This window comes from Nocardia sp. NPDC005825 (assembly GCF_040630175.1).
Lineage (GTDB): Bacteria > Actinomycetota > Actinomycetes > Mycobacteriales > Mycobacteriaceae > Nocardia.
Genome location: NZ_JBEXXC010000004.1, coordinates 520,765 through 539,835, shown reverse-complemented (window position 1 = coordinate 539,835; position 19,071 = coordinate 520,765). Strand labels below are relative to the sequence as shown.

The 19,071-nt window shown below is 68.7% G+C and carries 20 protein-coding genes and 2 tRNA genes; 11 read left to right on the top strand and 11 right to left on the bottom strand.

Features of this window, described 5'->3' with window-relative positions; genetic code table 11:
* Positions 1 to 44 precede the first annotated feature (44 nt).
* The 6 genes from ABZ382_RS14765 to ABZ382_RS14740 all read left to right on the top strand — a co-directional run bounded on the left by ABZ382_RS14765 (position 45) and on the right by ABZ382_RS14740 (position 3,704).
* A tRNA-Ile gene (locus tag ABZ382_RS14765) sits at positions 45 to 118 on the top strand.
* Positions 119 to 148: 30 nt separating this feature from the next.
* Positions 149 to 221: transfer RNA gene (locus ABZ382_RS14760), tRNA-Ala, on the top strand.
* 61 nt (positions 222 to 282) lie between these two features.
* The gene (locus ABZ382_RS14755) at positions 283 to 390 is read left to right on the top strand and encodes a DLW-39 family protein (RefSeq protein ID WP_357088480.1); all 108 of its coding nucleotides are present in this window, start codon (positions 283 to 285) and stop codon (positions 388 to 390) included.
* Positions 391 to 461: 71 nt separating this feature from the next.
* Positions 462 to 1,487, top strand: a complete 1,026-nt coding sequence (locus tag ABZ382_RS14750; protein WP_357088477.1) for an adenylate/guanylate cyclase domain-containing protein — start codon at positions 462 to 464, stop codon at positions 1,485 to 1,487.
* A 388-nt stretch (positions 1,488 to 1,875) separates the two neighbouring features.
* The gene (locus tag ABZ382_RS14745) at positions 1,876 to 2,865 is read left to right on the top strand and encodes an ATP-binding cassette domain-containing protein (RefSeq protein WP_357088474.1); all 990 of its coding nucleotides are present in this window, start codon (positions 1,876 to 1,878) and stop codon (positions 2,863 to 2,865) included.
* Between the two features lie 50 nt (positions 2,866 to 2,915).
* Positions 2,916 to 3,704, top strand: a complete 789-nt coding sequence (locus tag ABZ382_RS14740; RefSeq protein ID WP_357088799.1) for an ABC transporter permease — start codon at positions 2,916 to 2,918, stop codon at positions 3,702 to 3,704.
* 24 nt (positions 3,705 to 3,728) lie between these two features.
* On the opposite strand, the gene ABZ382_RS14735 is transcribed toward ABZ382_RS14740, so the two are convergent.
* The 3 genes from ABZ382_RS14735 to ABZ382_RS14725 are packed head-to-tail and all read right to left on the bottom strand — an operon-like array spanning position 3,729 to position 6,086.
* Positions 3,729 to 3,908 (bottom strand): hypothetical protein, encoded by a 180-nt coding sequence (locus ABZ382_RS14735; protein WP_357088472.1) that lies wholly within the window; start codon positions 3,906 to 3,908, stop codon positions 3,729 to 3,731.
* A 54-nt stretch (positions 3,909 to 3,962) separates the two neighbouring features.
* Complete coding sequence (glmS, locus tag ABZ382_RS14730; protein WP_357088470.1) at positions 3,963 to 5,801, bottom strand: glutamine--fructose-6-phosphate transaminase (isomerizing); 1,839 nt, start codon at positions 5,799 to 5,801, stop codon at positions 3,963 to 3,965.
* A 15-nt stretch (positions 5,802 to 5,816) separates the two neighbouring features.
* Entirely contained in the window at positions 5,817 to 6,086 is a 270-nt protein-coding gene (locus tag ABZ382_RS14725) for a hypothetical protein (RefSeq protein WP_246598244.1), read from the bottom strand.
* 141 nt (positions 6,087 to 6,227) lie between these two features.
* Here ABZ382_RS14725 and ABZ382_RS14720 point away from each other — a divergent pair, with 141 nt between their 5' ends.
* The gene (locus ABZ382_RS14720) at positions 6,228 to 6,755 is read left to right on the top strand and encodes a peptidylprolyl isomerase (protein WP_357088468.1); all 528 of its coding nucleotides are present in this window, start codon (positions 6,228 to 6,230) and stop codon (positions 6,753 to 6,755) included.
* Positions 6,756 to 6,763: 8 nt separating this feature from the next.
* On the top strand, positions 6,764 to 7,633 hold the full coding sequence (locus ABZ382_RS14715) for a rhomboid family intramembrane serine protease (protein WP_357088467.1): 870 nt from the start codon (positions 6,764 to 6,766) through the stop codon (positions 7,631 to 7,633).
* Here ABZ382_RS14715 and ABZ382_RS14710 read toward each other — a convergent pair.
* Positions 7,630 to 8,073 (bottom strand): PH domain-containing protein, encoded by a 444-nt coding sequence (locus ABZ382_RS14710; RefSeq protein WP_357088465.1) that lies wholly within the window; start codon positions 8,071 to 8,073, stop codon positions 7,630 to 7,632. The genes ABZ382_RS14715 and ABZ382_RS14710 overlap by 4 nt on opposite strands.
* Before the next feature lie 107 nt (positions 8,074 to 8,180).
* Complete coding sequence (crgA, locus tag ABZ382_RS14705) at positions 8,181 to 8,447, bottom strand: cell division protein CrgA (protein WP_357088463.1); 267 nt, start codon at positions 8,445 to 8,447, stop codon at positions 8,181 to 8,183.
* A 149-nt stretch (positions 8,448 to 8,596) separates the two neighbouring features.
* On the opposite strand from crgA, the gene ABZ382_RS14700 reads away from it, so the two are divergent.
* From ABZ382_RS14700 to ABZ382_RS14690, 3 genes are read left to right on the top strand one after another with little or no spacing between them, the layout of a single operon-like run.
* Positions 8,597 to 9,238 (top strand): aminodeoxychorismate/anthranilate synthase component II, encoded by a 642-nt coding sequence (locus ABZ382_RS14700; RefSeq protein WP_357088461.1) that lies wholly within the window; start codon positions 8,597 to 8,599, stop codon positions 9,236 to 9,238.
* A gap of 37 nt (positions 9,239 to 9,275) precedes the next feature.
* Positions 9,276 to 9,935 (top strand): dihydrofolate reductase family protein, encoded by a 660-nt coding sequence (locus ABZ382_RS14695; RefSeq protein WP_357088458.1) that lies wholly within the window; start codon positions 9,276 to 9,278, stop codon positions 9,933 to 9,935.
* Positions 9,925 to 10,386, top strand: coding sequence for a deaminase (locus ABZ382_RS14690; protein WP_357088456.1), 462 nt, complete (start codon positions 9,925 to 9,927; stop codon positions 10,384 to 10,386). The genes ABZ382_RS14695 and ABZ382_RS14690 overlap by 11 nt, the downstream gene beginning before the upstream one ends.
* An 84-nt stretch (positions 10,387 to 10,470) precedes the next feature.
* Here ABZ382_RS14690 and pknB read toward each other — a convergent pair whose 3' ends face one another.
* The 6 genes from pknB to ABZ382_RS14660 are packed head-to-tail and all read right to left on the bottom strand — an operon-like array spanning position 10,471 to position 18,990.
* Complete coding sequence (gene pknB, locus ABZ382_RS14685) at positions 10,471 to 12,375, bottom strand: Stk1 family PASTA domain-containing Ser/Thr kinase (protein ID WP_357088454.1); 1,905 nt, start codon at positions 12,373 to 12,375, stop codon at positions 10,471 to 10,473.
* Positions 12,372 to 13,979 carry a protein kinase gene (locus ABZ382_RS14680; RefSeq protein WP_357088453.1) on the bottom strand — a complete coding sequence of 536 codons (1,608 nt, stop codon included), beginning with the start codon at positions 13,977 to 13,979 and terminating at the stop codon, positions 12,372 to 12,374. The genes pknB and ABZ382_RS14680 overlap by 4 nt, the downstream gene beginning before the upstream one ends.
* A gap of 34 nt (positions 13,980 to 14,013) precedes the next feature.
* A complete protein-coding gene (locus ABZ382_RS14675) occupies positions 14,014 to 15,507 on the bottom strand; it encodes a penicillin-binding protein 2 (protein ID WP_357088452.1) in 1,494 nt (497 codons plus the stop codon).
* A complete protein-coding gene (locus ABZ382_RS14670; protein ID WP_357088450.1) occupies positions 15,504 to 17,012 on the bottom strand; it encodes an FtsW/RodA/SpoVE family cell cycle protein in 1,509 nt (502 codons plus the stop codon). The genes ABZ382_RS14675 and ABZ382_RS14670 overlap by 4 nt, the downstream gene beginning before the upstream one ends.
* Positions 17,012 to 18,526, bottom strand: a complete 1,515-nt coding sequence (locus ABZ382_RS14665) for a PP2C family serine/threonine-protein phosphatase (RefSeq protein WP_357088448.1) — start codon at positions 18,524 to 18,526, stop codon at positions 17,012 to 17,014. Before ABZ382_RS14665 ends, ABZ382_RS14670 begins: the two co-directional genes overlap by 1 nt.
* Positions 18,523 to 18,990 carry an FHA domain-containing protein gene (locus ABZ382_RS14660; protein WP_213558686.1) on the bottom strand — a complete coding sequence of 156 codons (468 nt, stop codon included), beginning with the start codon at positions 18,988 to 18,990 and terminating at the stop codon, positions 18,523 to 18,525. The genes ABZ382_RS14665 and ABZ382_RS14660 overlap by 4 nt, the downstream gene beginning before the upstream one ends.
* Positions 18,991 to 19,071 lie beyond the last annotated feature (81 nt).

Genomic DNA, 19,071 nt, shown 5'->3' with positions numbered 1-19,071 from the left:
AATCTTCTGCCTCGTTCGAGTCACACACTTCGAACACCCACTAAGGGCCTATAGCTCAGGCGGTTAGAGCGCTTCGCTGATAACGAAGAGGTCGGAGGTTCAAGTCCTCCTAGGCCCACCCACAGGTAAAGAACGAACTGCCTTCCCAGGGGCCTTAGCTCAATTGGCAGAGCACTGCCTTTGCAAGGCAGGGGTTAGGGGTTCGATTCCCCTAGGCTCCACTCACACAAGCCGCAGACCGCTTCGGTCTGCGGCTTCTGTCGTTGCAGTACTGTGGGATTCATGAAAATCGTGCTCACCATAGTGATCGCCGCCGCCGTCGTTTTCGGGATCAGCAAACTGCGTCAGCGCAATGACGCCGACCTGTGGCATGAGGTCACCACGCGCTGACCGCCTCGAATTTGGCTGTGACACGGAACAAGCGGCGGTTTTCCATCCGATTCACGCCGTAAGGTCGAGAGATGGCGTCCACTGAGATCTCCGAGCTGGTGCAGTCCGTGGTCGAGCCATATCTGCTGAGCGGCCCGCGCCGGTACAACCGGCATCAGGTCGCGGATCTGACCGGGTTGCCCAACAATGTCACCCGCCGCCTGTGGGTGGCGTTGGGCTTCCCGGCCGATCCGGACGACGAGGCCGTGGAGTACAGCGACTCCGATATCGAGGCCGCCCAGACCTTCGCCAAGTTGCACGTGCTGGCCACCGCCGACACCCACCGCCAGACCACCGCCGCGCGGACGCTGGGGCGGTCCATGGCGCGGCTGGCGGAGTGGCAGGTCGATCTGGTGACCGAGGAGATCCTGGACCGGATCACGACCATCACGCGCGAGCAGCCGGACATCGATCCGAAGGAAGCCGCGCGCATCGCCACCGACGAGGTGGTCTCCGAATTCGAGACCTTGCAGCGCTACGCCTTCCGCAGGCATCTGGACGCCGCGCTGGCGCGGTCGCTGGACGGGGGAGCGGCGGCGGGGGACACGGTTCGCGTGCTGGCCGTCGGATTCGCCGACATGGTCGGTTACACCCGCCTGACCCGCCACCTGGAGGCCGATGAGCTGTCGGCGCTGCTGGAGGCCTTCGAGACGGCCACCAGCAACGCCATCGTCGCCAATGGCGGCTGGGTGATCAAGAACGTGGGCGACGAGGTCATGTTCGCGGCGGCGACGGCCACCGACGGGGCGCGGATCGCGCTCGCGGTGCAGGAGGCCGCCATCGCCTCGCACGGCGTCACCCAGGAGCTGCGGGTGGGTCTGGCCTACGGGGAGGTGTTGCAGCGCTTCGGCGACCTCTACGGGTCCACGGTGAACACGGCGGCGCGGCTCACCGGTGTGGCCCGGCCGGGCACGGTGCTGGTGGACGACGGGGCGGCCGCGGCCATCGAGGCGGATCTGGATTTCACGCTGCGGCATCTGGCCACGGTGCGGGTGAAGGGCATCAACCGGCTGTACGGGCATGTGCTGCGCCGCAATGAGATTCGACCGCTGGTCTGAGTGATCCCCGTCGAGGACGTGCTCCGGGAATGGGGGCGGGCCTCGGCGAAGGGGGGGAGTTAGCCGAGGCCCGCGTAAGGTCGGCCCGGGGGGGAGGGGCCGACGGGAACGATCCTACGCGACGAATTCGGATTGTGTGGCTATCGGGGCATCGCGTTCGAAGAATTTTTTCGAGGAATAAGCGCGGTTCGCGGCAGCGGGCTCGGCATCGTGACCGAAATGCGTCCTTCGCCGAATTACGTTCGAGTAGTTGACGACTCGCGATCCCGGCCGCCGCCCGTGCCGGCCCTGGTGAAACTCGGATGACTCACTCCGTCGATCCGGGCATACTGGCCAGACGCCGACGATCGTGTTCGACCGCATCTGTGCAGTTCGGAACAGGAGAATCATGCCCGACGCCATTGTCGCCGAGGGGCTGGTCAAGAGGTACGGCCATCTGGTCGCCCTCGACGGCCTCGACCTCTCGGTCCCCGAAGGCACCGTGACCGCCCTGCTCGGCCCCAACGGCGCCGGCAAGACCACCACCGTGCGCGTGCTCACGACGCTGCTCATCCCCGACGCGGGCCACGCTGTCGTCGCCGGGGTGGACGTGCTGAAGGACCCGCAGCTGCTGCGCTCCCGCATCGGCACCTCCGGCCAGTACGCCGCGGTCGACGAATACCTCACCGGCTTCGAGAATCTCGAGATGGTGGGCCGGCTGTACCACATGGGGGTGCGGCGCAGTAAGGCGCGAGCGCGCGAGCTGCTGGACCGGTTCCGCCTCGCCGATGCCGCCGACCGTCCGGTCAAGGGCTACTCCGGCGGTATGCGCCGCCGCCTGGATCTGGCGGGCGCGCTGGTCGCGAATCCGCCGGTGCTGTTCCTGGACGAACCCACCACCGGCCTGGATCCCCGTGCGCGCCTGGACCTCTGGGATGTCATCGAGGAACTGGTGGCGGGCGGCACCACGCTGCTGCTGACCACCCAGTACCTGGAGGAGGCGGACCGGCTGGCCGATTCCATCGCCGTCATCGATCACGGCCGGGTGATCGCGGAGGGCACCTCCGACGAGCTCAAGGCGATGGTGGGCGGCGACCGGATCGAGCTGGTCGTCGATCACGCCGACAATCTCGCGGTGGCGCGGCAGGCGCTGGAAGGCTTGGCGGACGGCGAGATTCGGCTCGAGCCGGGGCTGCGGCGGATCATCGTGCCCGTCGAGGACGGCTCGCAGGCGTTGGTGGACGCGATCGGGCAGCTGACCAAGCACGAGGTGAAGATCCACGACGTCGGGCTGCGCCGGCCCTCGCTCGATGACGTGTTCCTGTCCTTGACCGGACACCAGGCCGAGGAACTGATCAACGGCAATCGATCCGCCGAGGAGAAGGAGGGCGCCCGATGAGCGCCGCGCTCGCCGTCGCCGGAAAGCCTTCGCTCGCACAGCGACTGGCCATGGTGGTGACCGACAGCATCACCGTCACCAAACGCAATGTGATCAAGATCCGGCGGGTGCCGGACGTGCTGATCTTCTCGACGCTGTCGCCGATCATGTTCGTGCTCTTGTTCGCCTACGTCTTCGGCTCGTCGATCCAGTTGCCCGGCACGTCCTATCGCGAGTTCCTGATCGCCGGCATCTTCGCCCAGACCGTGGTGTTCGGCGCGACGTTCACCGGTCTGAGCCTGGCCGAGGACATGCAGAAGGGCATCATCGACCGCTTCCGGTCGCTGCCCATGGCCCCGTCGGCGGTGCTGATCGGGCGCACGCTCTCCGACGTGGTCATCAATGTGGTGAGCCTGGTGGTGATGTCGCTGACCGGTCTGCTGGTGGGCTGGCGGATCCGCGGCTCGTTCCTCGACGCGGTGCTGGCGTACGTGCTGTTGCTGCTGTTCGCGTACGCGGTGTCGTGGATCATGGCGGTGGTCGGCCTGCTGGTGCGCGCGCCGGAGGTCTACAACAACGCCAGCTTCATGGTGATCTTCCCGCTCACGTTCATCGCCAACACCTTCGTGCCGACCGCGAACCTGCCGACGGTGTTGCGCGTTGTGGCGGAATGGAATCCGGTGTCGGCCGTGACGCAGGCGACCCGCGATCTGTTCGGCAACACCTCGCCGATGGGACCGAGCGCGGACGTCTGGCCCATGCGGCATCCGGTCGCGACGACCCTGATGTGGGTCGTCGTGATCCTGGCGATCTTCGTGCCGCTCGCCCTGAAGCAGTACCAGCGCTCGGTGAGTCGCTGACCGAGTCGGCGACTCACCGCGGCTTCAGCGGTTGACGAGGTCCGGCGAGGGCGCCGAACCGTTGCGCGAGTAGCCCAGACGCGGCGGTTCGGCGGCCGGTGCCTCCGGTTGCGGACGCTTGTTCACGAAGAACGCGACGACACCGCCCGCGATAGCGACGATGGCGGCCACGATGACCTTGTTACGAACGCTCCCCAGCTCCATCCGACCATGCTGGCACAGCAAGACAATTCGTGCACGGACGGGGCCGCCGATCGGTTACTCGACGGTAACGCTCTTGGCCAGATTGCGCGGCTTGTCCACGTCCCGGCCCAGCGCCATGGCCGTGTGATAGGCCAGCAACTGCAACGGAATCGTGAGGATGATCGGGTCCAGTTCCGGGCACACCGCCGGAACCCGGATCACCGAATCCGCCAGGCCGTCCGGCAGATCGGTATTGGTGACCGCGATGACCGGGCCGCCACGCGCCTTGATCTGCTCGATGGTGGTGATGTTCTTGGCCAGCAGCTCGTCGCCGGGCACCAGCACGATGGAGGGCATCTCCGGGTCGATCAGCGCCAGCGGCCCGTGTTTGAGTTCGGAACCCTGGTACGCCTCGGCGTGGATGTAGGAGATCTCCTTCAGCTTCTGCGCGCCCTCGCGCGCCACCGGCCAGGCGCGCACCCGGCCGATGAAGAACATGCTGCGCGCCTTGGCGAATCGGGACGCGATATCGGCGACCGCCTCCTCCTCGGCCAGCACGGCGTCGATGGCGTCGGGCAGCGCGCGCAGCCCGGACACGATGCGCTCGCCCGCCGCGGCCGACAGATCCCGCACCCGGCCCAGCAGCAGGCCCAGCATGGCGAAGGACACGGTCATATTGGTGAGGGCCTTGGTCGAGGCCACCGAGACCTCCGGGCCCGCGTGCAGGAACACGCCCGCACCGCACTCCCGCGCGATGGCGCTGCCGACCACGTTCACCGCGCCGATGACGCGGCCGCCCTTGCGCTGCAATTCCTGAACGGCGGCAAGGGTATCCAGGGTCTCGCCGGACTGGCTGATCGCCACGTACAGCGCGTCCGGGTCCACCACCGGATTGCGGTAGCGGAACTCCGAGGCGGGTTCGGCGACGGCCGGGATCCGGGCCAGCTCCTCCACCAGCTGCGCGCCCAGCTGGCCGGCGTAATAGGCGGAGCCGCAGCCCAGGAACACCACCTTGCTGATGCCGCGCAGCTCGCGCGCGTCCATATTGAGGCCGCCCAGGTGGGCGGTGGCGAAGCGTTCGTCGAGGCGGCCGCGCAGCGCCCGGCGGACGGCGTCGGGCTGTTCGGCCATCTCCTTGCGCATGAAGTCGGGGTACCCGCCCAGCGCGTAGTCCTCGGCCGCCATATCGATGGTGGTGGGGATCTTGTCGGTGCGACGGGCCTCGAGACCCAGTGTGCTGGTTCGGAATTCGTCGGCGCGCACGGTCGCCAGCTCGCCGTCGTCGAGGAACACCACGCGCTGGGTGTGGTGCACCAGAGCGGCCACGTCGGAGGCCACGAACATCTCGCCGTCGCCGACGCCGAGCACGATGGGGGAGCCGTTGCGGGCCACCACCAGTTCGTCGGGGCGGCGGGCGTCGAGCACCAGCAGGCCGTAGGTGCCCTCGACCCGGCGCATGGCGGTGCGGACCGCGTCCTCCAGGGTCTCGGACCCCTCCAGGGCGGCGGCGACCAGATGCGCGATGGCCTCGGTGTCGGTGTCGGAGACGAATTCGACGCCCTCGGCGGTCAGCGCGGCGCGCAGCACCTCGGCGTTCTCGACGATGCCGTTGTGCACGACCGCGATCCGGCCGGAGACGTCGGTGTGCGGGTGCGCGTTGGCGTCGGAGGGTTCGCCGTGGGTCGCCCAGCGGGTGTGGGCGATGCCGACATTGCCGCGCAGCCGGGCGGCTTCGGCGTCGGCCTTGTTACGCAGGTCCTGGACCCGGCCCTGGGTCTTGGTGACCCGCAGGCGGCCGCGGTGCGGCACGGCCAGGCCCGCGGAGTCGTAGCCGCGGTATTCGAGCCGGTGCAGGCCTTCCAACAGGACCGGAACGGCCTCACGATGCCCGATATAACCGACGATTCCACACATTGAGCGACGGACTCCTCACCCGTAGACGATGCGACGCAGTTGCCGTTCGGTGAAGTCGGGGGCGGCGACCCGGCGCTGCGCGAGCTCGGCCGCCAGGCGCTGCCAGATCTCGGCATTGCGGACCTGACGGCTCTGCAATTCGGCATGTCTGCGGCGCACGAACTGCTCGGCGGTCTCGTCGAAGTATCCGACGACATCGGCGACCACGCGGGCCGCGACGGCGGGCGGCAGGCCGGTGGAGGCCGCCACATGGCGGACCAGATCGACCGGATCCCCGTCATTCACTCGACCGAACATGCCATGCCGGGACTGTTTCCGCCACTTCTGTGCCCGAATCCGGGCAGGGAATCACATCTCGCGGCGGATCCGAGGGCTTCGCGTGTGCCGCTTCGGCCGGGCCGCGTGCCCTGCACCTATCCTGGCGGCGTGACCTCACCGAATCAGACCGCAGTGGCGACGTTGCACACGAACCACGGCGACATCAAGATCTCGCTCTTCGGTAACCACGCCCCCGCCACCGTCCGCAATTTCGTCGGCCTGGCCGACGGCTCCAAGGCGTACAGCACCCCGAACGCCGCGGGCACCGACTCCGGGCCGTTCTACGACGGCTCGATCTTCCACCGGGTGATCGACGGCTTCATGATCCAGGGCGGGGACCCGACCGGCACCGGCCGCGGCGGCCCCGGCTACGAGTTCAAGGACGAATTCCATCCGGAACTCCGCTTCGATCGCGGCTACCTGCTCGCCATGGCCAATGCCGGGCCCGGCACCAACGGCTCCCAGTTCTTCATCACGGTGGGCGCGCAGCCGCACCTGAACCGCCGCCACACCATCTTCGGCGAGGTCCTGGACCCCGATTCCCGCAAGGTGGTCGACGCCATCGCCACCATCTCCACCGACCGCGGCGACCGCCCCAAGGACGACGTGATCATCAACAGCATCACCATCGCTTAGGACTTCCCATGCAGCCCCAGCCGCCCGCCCCGGCCTGCTTCCGCCACCCCGACCGGCCCACCGGTCTGGCCTGCACCCGGTGCGGGCGTCCGGCCTGCCCCGAATGCCTGACCGCGGCCGCGGTCGGGCAGCACTGCGTGGAATGCGTCCAGCAGGGCCGCGACGATGTCCGACCGGTCCGCAACGCGGCCGGGACCACGCTGTCGCGGATCTCGCAGCCGTACGTCACCTACACGCTGATCGCCGTCAATGTGATCGTCTTCGCGGTCACCGCGCTGCAGGCGCACAGCCTGATGGACAACCAGCGTTCCCGGCTGTTCTACGACTGGGTGCTGGTGCCGGGCTTCGTCGGCTACGACGGCGGCTGGGCGCGGGTGCTCGGCTCCGGCTTCCTGCACTACGGGCCGATCCACCTGCTGGCCAATATGTTCGCGCTCTACGTGCTGGGCCCGTACTGCGAGGTGGCGCTGGGCCGGGCCCGCTTCGTGGCGGTCTACTTCACGTCCCTGCTGGGCGGTTCGGCCGCGATCACGGCGCTGTCGGGTGCCCTGACCCCCACCGCGGGCGCCTCGGGCGCGATCTTCGGGATCTTCGGCACGGTCGCGGTGATCATGCTGCGCATCCGCCAGAACCTCACCCAGATCGCGGTGCTGCTGGGGATCAACCTGGTGATCACTTTCTCGGTGCCCGGCATCTCGGTGTGGGGGCACCTGGGCGGGCTGCTCGCGGGCACGCTCGCGACCACGGGAATCCTGTATCTGCCGCGCTGGATCGGGATCCGGGACGCCCGGAAGGCACTCACCGTCGGCTGGGCGGCGGTCGCGGCGGTGGCGCTGGCCGCGGTGCTGGTCACCGTGCTGGCCGCGCCCACCCTCTAACGCGACAGATGCGCGCGGAGCACCTCGAGGACATCCTCGGGGCGCGTGCCCAGATCCCAGCGGCCGAAGATCACCAGCCGTTCCTCACCGGAGTTGTCCACATCCATCTCCAGCATGGGCATCCGACGGCCCAGTCGCCGGTAGTGCACAACCCGGACCCGCAGGATCTGCTCGGGTGTGTAGCGCTGCGGCCCGGTCAGGCCGCGCACCACGATATGCACAGGGTCGCCGGGTTCGACCGCGAGCCGCGGCCGTTGCCGCACGCCCAGGGCGGTCAGGCCGAGCAGTCCCACCGCGGCCAGCCCGATGAGCAGGCGGCCGGGGCCGTCCGTCGACACGATCGCGGCCACGGCCAGCACCAGGCCGCCGATGCCGCAGGCCACGAGGGCGGCCGGGGGTGTGGACCAGGACAGTCGGGAGTCGGGGCCGGTGGCGGTCACTGTCCCCACTCTTTCCTCGAGTTGTCCACAGGCTCATCCACAGGTGTGCATGAATGACAATGGTGTAAGCCACATTCCCGGGGGAGCGGGCCACCCGTGCGGGGCATTCAGCGCCAGCGCATGGTCATGATCAGACCGACCACCATCAGGCCGAATCCGATCAGGAAGTTCCACGCGCCCAGATCGCTCATCCAGTGGATCTGCTCGTTGGCCAGGTAGTAGACGAGCAGCCACACCAGACCGGCGAGCATGAAGCCCAGCATGATGGAGACGTACCAGACCGGCGACGGACCTGCGGTCTTGACGCGCACCGGGGTGCGGCTGGCCGGGTTGATCGTGTAGTCGGTCTTCTTCCGGACCTTCGACTTAGGCATGACGTCCTCGTTTTCGGCGTTCTGTCTGCGTAGACATTATCCCGGGAACCCTGGGGAAAGTGTCGTTGGGGAGGGCGCGGGCGATTGTGGCGACACGGTTCGGCGGTATTGCGTGCGACGGTGGCGGCCGCGCCAACTACTCTCGAATCATGCGTGTACTGGTCGTCGACAACTACGACAGCTTCGTGTTCAACCTGGTTCAGTATCTCGGACAGCTGGGTGTGGACGCCGAGGTCTGGCGCAATGACGACCCGCAGCTCGCGGATGTGGACCAGGTCGTGCAGGACTTCGACGGCGTGCTGATCAGCCCCGGGCCCGGCACCCCCGACCGCGCCGGCGCCTCCATCCCGCTGGTGCACGCCGCCGCGAAGCACGCCACCCCGCTGCTCGGCGTGTGCCTGGGACACCAGGCCATCGGAGAAGCCTTCGGCGCCACCGTGACCCGCGCCCCCGAACTGCTGCACGGCAAGACCAGCAGCGTCTTCCACATCGGCGCGGGCGTGCTGACCGGGCTACCGGATCCGTTCACCGCCACCCGCTACCACTCCCTGACCGTCCTCGAGGAGACCATGCCGCCGGAGCTGGAGGTGCTGGGCCGCACCGAATCCGGCATCGTCATGGCCCTGCGGCATCGCGATCTGCCCATCCACGGTGTGCAGTTCCACCCCGAATCCGTGCTCACCCAGGGCGGGCACCGCATGCTCGCCAACTGGCTGGAGGTGTGCGGCGAGCGGCCGGCGGAGGGGCTGGTGCGGACCTTGGAGGCGGAGGTCGCGGCCCTCGCGTCATGAACGGCGACGCGGCGTGAGGCCGCGGGTCATATTGTCGGTGGCCGTCAGCATCGACGGCTACATCGACGACGCGAGCCCGGACCGCCTGTTGCTGTCCAACGCCGCCGATTTCGATCGGGTCGACGCCCTGCGCGCCGAATCCGACGCCATCCTGATCGGCGCGGAAACCCTGCGCCGCGACAATCCCCGGCTGCTGGTGAACAGTTCGGACCGCCGCCTGCAGCGGGTCGCCGCGGGCAAGCCCGACTATCCGGTGCGGGTGATCGTCACCGCGCGCGGCGAGCTCGACCCGGAGCTGCGGTTCTGGCAGAGCGGCGGCGAAAGACTGGTCTACACCACCGATTCCGGGGCCGCCCGCCTCGGTGACCGGCTCGCCGGCCTGGCCGAGGTGGTATCCCTGGGCGGGGCGATCGATTTCGCGGCACTGCTCGACGACCTGGGCAAACGTGGTGTCGAGAGCCTGATGGTGGAGGGCGGCGGTTCCATCCACACCGCGTTCCTGTCCGCCGGATTGGTCGACGAGATCTGGATGGCCGTGGCGCCCTTGGTGGTCGGCGATCCGGCCGCCCCGCGTTTCCTCGGACCCGCCGCGTTCCCGGGCGGGACCGGTCACCGCATGCAGCTGGCCGATGTGGCCCGGATCGGGGATATCGCCCTGCTGCACTATCTGCCGAAGGAGGATTCCGATGTCGGATGAGGCACGGCTGGATCGCGGCTGGATGCGGCATGCCATCGGTCTGGCGCGGTTGTGCCCGCACAGCGACACCGCGTTCGCGGTGGGCGCGGTGATCGTGGGCGCGGACGGGGTGGAGATCGAGCACGGGTGGTCGCGGGACACCGACGACAAGGTGCACGCCGAGGAGTCGGCGCTGAACAAGCTGGCCGCGGACGATCGGCGGCTGCAGCACGCCACCCTCTACAGCACCCTCGAGCCGTGTTCGCAGCGCGCGAGCCAGGATCGGCTGCCCTGCACGGATCGGATTCTGCGGGCCGGGATCCGGCGCGTGGTGATCGCCTGGCGGGAACCCGGCACCTTCGTGGACAACTGCGTCGGGGTGGAGCGGCTGCGCGAGCACGGCGTCGAGGTGGTCGAACTGCCCGATCTGGCCGATGAGGCCATGTCGATGAACCGGCATCTGCGGCTGTAGGTTTCGCCCGCGCACGGTTTCACATGAAACAAACAGGGGTTCGCGGATCGTCCGCGAACCCCTGTTCTCACAAAGGAATCCGAATCACGGCGGGCCGAGCGACAGCACCCCGGTGGTGATGGTCACCGTCTGGGACTTGCCCAGCGACGAGCCCGCGGTCGGCTGCTGGGCCAGGATCCGCCCGACCTCGCCCGCGTTCAGCGTGCTCATGGTGTTCTGGCTGACCTGCCCGTTCCAGCCGCTCTTGCGCAGCATGTCCACGGCCTGGGCCGGGGTGAGACCGCGCAGGTCGGGCATGGTGATCTGATCGCCGCTCGATACCTGCACGGTCACCGTGGAGCCCTTGTCGGCCTGGGTGCCCGCGGACGGGTTGGTGGCGATGACCGTGCCCTTGGGCTGGTTGTTCGGCACCTCCTGGACCACGACCTTGAACAGCGCGGTGTCGCCCAGCGTGGACTGCGCGACCTCGATCGACTGCCCGACCACATTGGGGACGACCACCTTGTCCGGACCCGAACCGAGGGTGATGGTGACCTGTCCGTCGGAGTCGACCTTCTGGCCGGCGTCCGGGGTCGACGAGACGACCTTGTCCTTGTCGTCGGCGCTGGAGGCCTCCCGTTTCACGTCGGGATTCATCCGCAGTCCTTGCGAATTCAGGTTCTGCTCGGCCTGCTGCCGGGTGAGCCCGGCCAGCTTCGGCACCGTCACCTGCTGCGGTCCCGCGGACACCTGCAGGGTGATGGTGCTGCCCTTGCCGACCCGCGATCCGCCCAGCGGCTGGGTGGCGATGACATTGTTCAATGCCACCTTCGGGTCGTTCTTCTGCTGGATGGCGACCGTGAAACCGGCCTTCTCCAGATCGCGTTGCGCCAGTTGGTAGTTCTGGTTGGCGACGTCGGGCACGGTGACCTGATCGGCCCGTGACCCGGGGCCGACCAGCATCCACAGCAGGATGCCGACCACCGCGACCGCGGCCACCCCGAGGATGCCGATGAGCGCGGTGCGCCGGCGCGGGTTGGCCTCGATGATCTCCTGTTCGGTGGTGTCGTCGCGGCGTTCGACGGTGCGGTAGCTGCGCGGCGGCGGCAGGTCGTCGTCGAGGAAGCCGGTGCGGTCCTCGTCGGTCATGACCATGGGGGCGGTGGGCTTCTGCCCGCCCAGCACCCGGATCAGGTCCGCGCGCATCTCGGCCGCGGTCTGGTACCGGTTGGCCGGATTCTTGCTCATCGCCTTGAGGATCACCGAGTCGAGCTCGCGCGGCACCCCGGGATGCACCTGCGACGGCAGCCGCGGATCCTCCCGGACGTGCTGGTAGGCGACCGCGACCGGGGAATCGCCGGTGAAAGGCGGTTCGCCGGTGAGGATCTCGTAGAGCACGCAGCCCACCGAGTACACGTCCGACCGCGCGTCCACCTGCTCGCCGCGGGCCTGCTCGGGGGAGAGGTACTGGGCGGTGCCGATGACGGCGGCCGTCTGGGTCATGGGGTTGGAGCTGTCGGCGAGGGCGCGGGCGATGCCGAAGTCCATCACCTTCACCGCGCCGGCCCGGTTGATCATGATGTTGGCGGGCTTCATGTCCCGGTGCACGATGCCGTTGCGGTGCGAGAAGTCCAGCGCCGCGCATACGTCGGCGATGACCTCCATGGCGCGCCGCGGCGGCAGCGGTCCCTTGCCCCGCACGATGTCGCGCAGGGTGTCGCCGTCGACGTACTCCATCACGATGTAGGGCAGCGGTCCGCCGTCGATCTCGGCCTCGCCGGTGTCGTACACCGCGACGATGGCCGGATGGTTGAGGGCGGCCGCGTTCTGCGCCTCACGCTTGAAGCGCAGGTAGAACGTGGGGTCGCGGGCCAGGTCGGCGCGCAGCACCTTGATCGCCACATCCCGGCCCAGCCGCAGATCCCGGGCCTTGTGGACCTCGGACATGCCACCGAACCCGATGATCTCGCCCAGCTCGTAGCGGGAGGAGAGGTTCTTCGGGGTCGTCATGGCAATCCTTGCTGCGCGACTGAGGATGAATTGGGGTCCTGTGCGTACACCGGACTGCGGTTACTGCCGGGACTCACCGCGCCGCCGGAATTCGCGCCGCCGGAATTCGCGCCGGGAGTCACTGGCAATGATGGTAGGTCGCCGCCGCCCTGGCCCGGCCACGGCCACCGGTCGGGCTTGGTGGTCGTGGGCTTCGCCGGGGTGGTGGTGACCGGCGGGGTGGTCTTGGGCGGCGTCGTCGTGGTGACGGGCGGCGGAGTGGTGGTCGGCTCGACCGTGGTGGTCGGCGGCGGCTCGACCGTGGTCACCACGGGCGGCGGCACCGGCCGTTCCCGGGTGGTGGTGGTCGGCGGGGCCGTGGTGGTGGTCGGGGTGATCACCGGCGGTGCGATCACCGCGCTGGTCCGGGCGGGCGGCGTGGAGTCGTGCGAGGAGCTGCTCATCAGGATGATGGCCACGGCCGCGCCGAGGATCAGCGCACCCACGCCCAGTCCGGCGACGACCTTCTGGCCGTTGGTGAATCGACCCGAGCCGGCGCCCTCCGCGCCGGGGACCGTCATCGGACCGACCGGGGTGCGGGGTCCGGACATGACGGTGGTCTGGGCGGCGGGCGGTTCCATGGGTCCGCGCATCGGCTGCTGCGCCGGCGGGGCATAGCGGGAGGTGGCCTGGTCGGCCCGCGCGCCCGGGATGATCATGGTCGGTCCGGGCGGCAGCACCCGGGTGGCGCCGGTCATGGCCGCGGACGGCAGGCCGCCGGGCGGCGTGGGCCGGCGACCGGAACGCACCGCGGACACCGCGTCGGCGAACTCGCCGCCATTGGCGTAGCGCTGGCCCGGCTCCTTGGCCATGGTGATCTCGATGAGCTCCCGCACGTTCGGCGGCAGGTCGGCGGGCAGCGGCGGCGGGGCCTCCCGCACATGCTTCATGGCGACGGTCAGCGCGCCGTCGCCGGTGAACGGCCGCGCGCCCGCGAGCGCCTCGTAGCCGACCACGCCCAGCGAGTACACGTCCGAGGCGGCGGTGGCGTCCTCACCGGTAGCCTGCTCCGGCGCGATGTACTGGGCGGTGCCCATCACCATGCCGGTCTTGGTGACCGGGGAGGCGTCGACGGCCTTGGCGATGCCGAAGTCGGTGATCTTCACCTGACCGGTCGGCGTCACGAGGATGTTGCCGGGCTTCACGTCCCGGTGCACGACACCCGCGAGGTGCGCCACCTGCAGCGCCCGCCCGGTCTGCTCGAGCATGTCGAGGCCCTGGGCCACCGAGAGCCGGTTCAGCCGGGACAGCACCGCGTTGAGCGGCTCGCCCTGCACGAATTCCATGACCAGATAGGCGATCTCGCCGCCGGACGGATCCTGCGTCTCGCCGTAGTCGTAAATGCTCGCGATGCCCGGGTGATTCAGCTGCGCGGTGGTCCGCGCCTCGGTACGGAAGCGCTGCCGGAAGGTGGGGTCGGTGGAGAACTCCGCCTTGAGCACCTTCACCGCGACCCGGCGGTCCAGCCGGGTGTCCAGAGCTTCCCAGACCTGGCCCATGCCGCCGGTGGCGATCAGCCGCTGCAGCCGGTACCGGTCCGCGATCATCGCACCGTTGTTCAGCATTCGTGACCCTGTCTACCTTGCACTCTCATGTCTCTCAGCCCCCCAGCCCGGCGTCCAGCACGGCCCGCGCGATCGGTGCGGCCACCGAGCCGCCGGTCGCGGCCAGGGCCCGGTCGCCGCCGTTCTCGACGATCACCGCGATGGCGATCTTCGGGTTCTGCGCCGGTGCGAACGCCATGTACCAGGCGTGCGGCGGGGTGTTGCGCGGATCCGAGCCGTGTTCGGCCGTTCCGGTCTTCGACGCGATCTGATACGGGCGCGGCTGCGTCCCTCCCTGCGTGTTCTTCTCCGACTCGAGCATCAGATTGGTGATCTGGGTGGCCACCTGCGGGGTGACCGCCTGACCCACCGAGGTCGGCTTGGTGGTGCTCAGCGTGCTGAGGTCCGGCGCCTGCAACTGGTCGACCAGGTAGGGCTTCATCCGCACGCCGCCGTTGGCGATGGTGGCCGCGATGACCGCGTTGTCCAAGGGGGTCAGGGCCACATCGCGCTGTCCGATGCTGCTCTGGCCCAGCGCCGCGTTGTCGGGAATGTCGCCCACGGTGCTGTCGGTCCATGGGATCGGGATGCTGTTGTGCAGATCCTTGCCGATCCCGAACGCGCTCGCCTCGTCCTTGAGTTTCGCGGTCCCCACCTTGATACCGAGTTCCACGAAAGCCGTGTTACACGAGTACTTGAAAGCTTCTGTCAGCGAGGCGGTTTGGCTGTCGCCGGGACCGCAGTGGCTGCCGTTGTAGTTCTCCAGCGTGGTCTGGGTGCCGGGCAGGGTGATCCGCGGCGCGGCGGTGAACTGGTCCTCCGGTTTCGCGATGCCGTTGGACAGCGCGGCCGCGGTGACCACCACCTTGAACGTCGATCCCGGCGGGTAGGTGGTGGACACGGCGCGATTGATCAGCGGCTTGCCGGTGTCCTTGTCCAGCTGCTTGTAGGTGTCCTCGACCCGGCCGGCGTCGTGCCCGGCGAGGGTGTTCGGGTCGTAGGACGGCGTGGACACCATGGTCAGGATGCGCCCGGTGCTCGGCTCGATCGCCACCACCGAACCGGTCAGCTTCTTCGCGGTCAGCTGCTCGTAGGCGACCTTCTGCATGAGCGGGTTGATCGTGGTCACCACATTGCCGCCGCGCGGATCCCGGCCCGAGATGAGGTCGATGAGCCGCCGCCCGAACAGCTGGTTGTCCGAACCGTTGAGCACCGAGTCCTCGGTGTGCTCGAGTCCGTTGTTGCCGTTCTGCAGCGAGTAGAAGCCGGTCACCGGCGCGTAGGCCATCGGATCGGTCGGGTAGGTGCGCAGGTACTTGTAGCGGTCGTCGGTGGCGACCGAACTCGCGAGCACCGTTCCGGCCGCGGAGATCTGGCCGCGCTGGCGGGCGTACTCGTCGAGCAGCACGCGATCGTTGCGCGGATCGTTGCGCAGGCTGTCGGCCTTGCCGATCGGGCCGATCTGGACCTGCACGTAGGTGGCGTTGATCAGCAGCGCGACGATCATCGCCATCACCGCCAGCGCCACCCGGCGCAGAGGCGTGTTCACCCGGCACCCCCCTCGGACTTGGGAATCGGCGGGTTCACCCGGGCGGTATCCGATTCGACCTTGCGCAGCATCTGCGTCGACGCGTCCGCGATCGGCTCGGCCCGCTTGCGGGCGGGCGCCGGGCGGCGGGCCGCGTCGGAAATCTTGATCAGCACTCCCAGCAGGACGTAGTTCGCCAGCAGCGACGAACCGCCGTACGACATGAACGGGGTGGTCAACCCGGTCAGCGGAATCAGCTTGGTGACCCCGCCGACCACGACGAACACCTGAATGGCAATGGTGAAGGCCAGTCCCGACGCGAGCAACTTGCCGAAGCTGTCCCGGATGGCCAGCGCGGTGCGGATGCCGCGCACCGACAGGATGCAGAACAGCACCAGGACCACCGCCAGGCCGATCAGACCCAGCTCCTCACCGATGGCGGCGATGATGAAGTCGGTCTTGGCGAACGGCACCTTCGACGGATTCCCGCTGCCCAGACCGGTTCCCGCGAGACCGCCGGTGGCCAGGCCGAACAGCGACTGCGAGATCTGGTAGCCGGTGCTGGAGTAGTCGTCGAACGGGTGCAGCCAGGTCGAGACCCGGACCCGCACATGCCCGAACGCGTTGTAGGCGAACACGAATCCGATGGTCAGCAGCACCAGCCCGACCGCCACCCAGCCCACTCGCTCGGTCGCGATGTAGAGCATGCACAGCACGGTCGCGAAGATCAGCAGCGAGGTGCCCAGGTCCTTCTCGACCACCAGCACGCCCACCGAGACCACCCACACCAGCAGGATCGGTCCCATGTCGCGCATGCGCGGCAACTCCATGCCGAACACGTGCTTGCCCGCGCCGGTGAACAGGTCGCGCTTGGACACCAGCACCCCGGCGAAGAACACGATCAGCGCGATCTTGGCGAACTCGCCGGGCTGAACGCTGAAGCCGGGCAGCCGGATCCAGATCTTCGCGCCGTTCACCATGGAGTACCGGTCCGGCAGCAGCGCGGGCAGCGCGAGCGCGACCAACCCGAGCAGACCGACCGTGTAGGAGTAGCGGGCCAGGCTGCGGTAGTCGCGCAGCGCGATCAACAACCCCATGAAGACCACCATCCCCAACCCCGTCCACAGCACCTGCTGGTTGGCGTCGGGGGAGGGGATGGGCAGGTTGGCGAAGGCGGCGTCCTGGGCCTGCGCTAGGTCCACACGGTGAATCACCACCAGGCCCAACCCGTTCAGCAGCGCCGCGATCGGTAGTAGCAGCGGATCCGCGAACGCCGCGAACCGCCGCACCGCCAGATGCGCGACGCCGAACAGGGCCAGATACGCGGCACCGAGCTTGGCGATCTCCCAGGTGATCGCCTGCTCCTGACTGGCCTCCACCAACACCAGGGACACGGTGGTGATGAGGGCCGCCAGCCCCAACAGCAGCAACTCGACATTGCGCCGGGTGGCGGGCGGCGGCGCAGGAGCGAATCCGCCGGGTGGACTGGGGAAAGCCCCAGTGAACGGCGGTGCCGGTGCGGACATCAGTCCGCCGTCCTGCAGTTCTGCCCCGGGTTCTGCGGTGCCGTGGTGGTGGGAACGGTGGTGGCCGGCGGGTTCGGCTGCTCGGACTTGTGCTCCAGCGGGTGGTTCTCGCCGGTCCGTTCGCCGCCGCTGAGGCCGCCGGGGACGGCGGTCGGCGCGGCGGGCGTGGGGGTGACCGAGGCGCCCGGCTGGTTCGGGTCGGCGGGCGGGGCCGGAGTCGGAGTCGGAGTGCTGGGAGCCTGCGCCTTGGTGTCGCAGGGCGGCAGCAGCTCGGTCGACACCAGCATGCGGATCTGCTTGATGGCGTCGTCGCGCGAGCCCGGCGGCAGACCCTTGTCGACCGAATCCCGGCCACTGGGGCGCAGCGCCTCACGGGTCAGCGAGACACAACCGGAGGCGAACTTGTCGCCGGGCGCGGCCAGCGTCAATTCACCGGAGCGCGTGACACATCCGACCTGATCCACATCGCGGATCGAGTAGCCCAGCACCGAACCGGGCAGGCCGCGCAGCACGACCACCTTCTCGCCGTCCACGCCGACGTAGTAGTTGCTGCGAATCATGTTGTAGCCCACGGTGAGACCCGCGCCGACGGCCACCAGCAGGGCCAGCGACAGCGCCAGCCAGCGCAGCTTGTGGCTCTTCTTGGGCGGTTCGGGTTCGGGCTGCGCCACCGTGCGGCGCGGGGTGGCCCGCGGCGGGCGCATGGCGGCGGCCCGGCCGGCGGCGGTGTTCGGCGGGGGAGTGTCCTCGTCCTCGCCGGACGCCGCGCCCGCCACGATGGGGTGGCTCTGGCCGTAGTCCAGGTCGATGACGTCGGCGACCACCACGGTCACGTTGTCGGGACCGCCACTGCGCAAGGCCAATTCGATGAGCCGGTCGGCCGCCTCGTCGGTGGTGCCCTCGCGCAGGGTGTTGGCGATGGTCTCGTCGCTGACCACGTCGGACAGACCGTCCGAGCACAGCAGGTAGCGGTCTCCGGCCCGGGCCTCGCGCACCACCAGGGTGGGGTCGATCTCGTTGCCGGTGAGCGCCCGCATGATCAGCGAGCGCTGGGGATGAGTGTGGGCCTGTTCCGGGGTGATTCGTCCCTCGTCCACCAGCGACTGCACGAAGGTGTCGTCGCGGGTGATCTGGGCCAGTTCACCGCCTCGGAGCAGATAGGCGCGGGAGTCGCCGATGTGGGCGAGGCCGAGTTTGCGGCCGGCGAACAGGATGGCGGTGAGCGTGGTGCCCATGCCGTCGAGTTCCGGCTCCTCCTCGACCTGGTCGGCGATGGACGCATTGCCTTCGTGCACGGCACGATTCAGCTTGCCGAGCAGATCGTCGCCGGGCTCGTCGTCGTCCAGATGCGCCAGGGCGGCGATCATCAGTTGCGAGGCGACCTCACCGGCGGCGTGGCCGCCCATGCCGTCCGCCAGCGCGAGCAGTCGCGCACCGGCGTAGACGGAGTCCTCGTTATTGGCTCGGACGAGACCACGGTCGCTGCGCGCTGCGTAGCGGAGAACAAGTGTCACGATCGCAGCTCGATCACTGTCTTGCCGACACGGACAGGGGTGCCGAGTGGAACTCGGACCGGAGTGGTGACCTTCGACCGGTCGAGGTAGGTCCCGTTGGTGGAACCGAGATCCTCGACGTACCAATCCTCACCGCGCGGAGACAGTCGCGCGTGGCGGGTGGAGGCGTAGTCGTCGGTGAGGACCAGTGTGGAGTCGTCCGCGCGCCCGATCAGCACCGGCTGCTGGCCGAGTGAGATGCGGGTGCCGGCGAGAGAACCCTGAGTCACCACGAGATATTTGGCGCCCTTCTGGCCCCGGCGAAAAGATGGGAGCACCGCGGAACCGCCTGCGGCCCGAGGCGCGACCCGAAGGCCGGAAGCCGCGTAGATATCGCTGCGCAGGGTCCGGAGCACCGCCCACACGAACAGCCACAACAGCAGCAGGAACCCCGCACGGGTCAATTGCAGGATCAGTCCCTGCACGGTGCTCCACCTCCTGTTCGACCGTGTCGTAGGTACGGGGCAGTTACGGAGGTATGGCTCCGTGACCCCCAACCGGTGTGT